The 2,027-nt window shown below is 79.4% G+C and carries 1 protein-coding gene; it reads right to left on the bottom strand.

Annotated features, from left to right (window positions below):
* A partial coding sequence (locus KBX39_RS29835) for an SDR family NAD(P)-dependent oxidoreductase (protein WP_210873727.1) occupies window positions 1-2,027 on the bottom strand: 2,027 nt, incomplete at both ends.

The following is a 2,027-nucleotide window of genomic DNA, read 5'->3' as shown; positions in this document are numbered from 1 at the left end:
TCGAGGGCCTGCTGCAACGCGGCCATGGCGACGGCCGGGTCCATGGCGGGCAGGCCCCGGCGGCGCAGGTTCCGCTCGGCGTCGGCGGCGTGCATGCCGCCGTCGGACCATGGGCCCCAGGCGATGGCGGTGCCGGCCCGGCCGTCGGCGCGCCGCCGCCGCACCAGCGCGTCCAGGTAGGCGTTGCCGGCCGCGTACCCGGCCTGCCCGCCACTGCCCCAGGTGGCGGCGATGGACGAGTAGACGACGAAGGCGTCCAGCGCCCGGTCGGCGATGTCGCAGGCGGCGACGGTGACCCGGGCCCCGAGGCCGGCCAGCTCGGCCTCCAGCTCGGCGGCGCCGGGGGCGTCGGGTCCGCGCCGGCTGACCAGCACGACGTGCTCGGCTCCGGCGGCGGCGAGCCAGCGGGCGGCGCGCGCCCCGAGCCCGCCGGTGCCGCCGGTGACCAGGGCGGTGCCGGTGGGCGTGAACCGGCGCGCCGGCGGACGGTCGCCGAGGGCGGCGCGGACGAGGCGGCGGGCGAAGACGCCGGGGCCGCGTACGGCGAGCTGGTCCTCGCCGGTCGAGCCGGTGAGGATCGCGGCGAGCCGGAAGGCGGCCCGGTCGTCGGGGTCGGACGGCAGGTCGACCAGGCCGCCCCAGCGGTGCGGCGCCTCGACGCCGACGACCCGGCCGAGGCCCCAGATCGCGGCCTGCGCCGGGTCGGCGAGCCGGTCGTACGAGGCGGCGGCGACCGCGCCCCGGGTGACCAGCCACAGCGGCGCTGCCACGCCGGCGTCGCCGAGCGCCTGCACGAGGGCGAGGGTGGCGGTCAGGCCGGGCAGGACGGTGCCGTCGGCGGTGCGTGGTTCCCCGGCGAGCAGGGACACGACGCCGGCGGGCTCGGTGCCGGCGAGGGCCGCCGCGAGGCCGGCCCGGTCGGCGTCCGGCTCCACCGTCAGCGGCAGCACGTCGGCGCCGGCGCCGGTCAGCGCGGCCCGGACGGCCCGCGCCGCCGGGTCGTCGGCGTCGTCGGCGGGCAGCGCCAGCAGCCAGGTGCCGGCCAGCCGGGCGGGGGCGGGCTCGGGGGCCACCTGCCATTCCTCCCGGTACCGCCAGCCGTCGAGGACCGAGTGTTCCTGCCGCTGCCGCCGCCAGTCGGCGAGGACGGGCAGCAGGGTACGCAGCGACTCGGCGGCGGCGGTGTCGGTGACGGCGAGGGTGTCGCGCAGCGCGTCGAGGTCGGCGCGTTCGACGGCTGCCCAGAACCGGCGGTCGAGCGCGCCGGCCCCGCCCGTCGTGGTGTCGTCGGCGGGCGCCTCGGCCGGCACCCAGTAGTGCTGCCGCTCGAACGGGTAGGTGGGCAGGTCGACGAGCCGGCCGGGCCGGCCGGCGAGGACGTCCGCCCAGTGCGGCGGCGTGCCGGCGACGTGCAGTTGGGAGAGGGCGGCGAGCAGGGCACGGCGGTCCGGGCGGTCCCGGCGCAGCACCGGCACCACCACGGCGGAGGCGGCGTCGGTCTCGATCCCGGCGAGGGTCTCCTGGACGCTGGCGGTGAGCACGGCGTCCGGCCCGACCTCCACGAAGGTGCCGACGCCGTGGGCGCGCAGGGCGCGTACGCCGTCGGCGAAGCGGACCGCCTCCCGGACGTGGCGCACCCAGTAGCCGGGGTCGGTGAGCTGCGCCGGGTCGGCCAGCTCGCCGGTCACGTTGGACACCACCGGCAGGGTGGGGGCGCGCAGGTCGAGGCGGGCGGCGACGGCAGCGAACTCGGCGAGCATCGGCTCCATCAGCGGGCTGTGGAAGGCGTGGCTGACCCGCAGCCGCCGCACCTTCACCTCCCGGCCGGTCCAGAGTTCCGCCAGCTCGTCGATGGCCGCCGCGTCGCCGGAGACGACGACGGCGTCGGGGCCGTTGACGGCGGCGACGGCGACCCGGCCGGTCAGCGCGGCGATCGACTCGGCGACCCGGGCCTCGTCGGCGGCCACGGCGAGCATCGCGCCGCCGGTGGGCAGGTCCTGCATGAGCCGCCCCCGGGCGGCGACGAG

The sequence above is a fragment of the Micromonospora sp. D75 genome, from assembly GCF_018070405.1.
GTDB classification, from domain to species: domain Bacteria; phylum Actinomycetota; class Actinomycetes; order Mycobacteriales; family Micromonosporaceae; genus Micromonospora; species Micromonospora chalcea.
The sequence above is the reverse complement of the archived record's forward strand: the minus strand, read 5'-3'. Positions and strand labels throughout refer to the sequence as shown.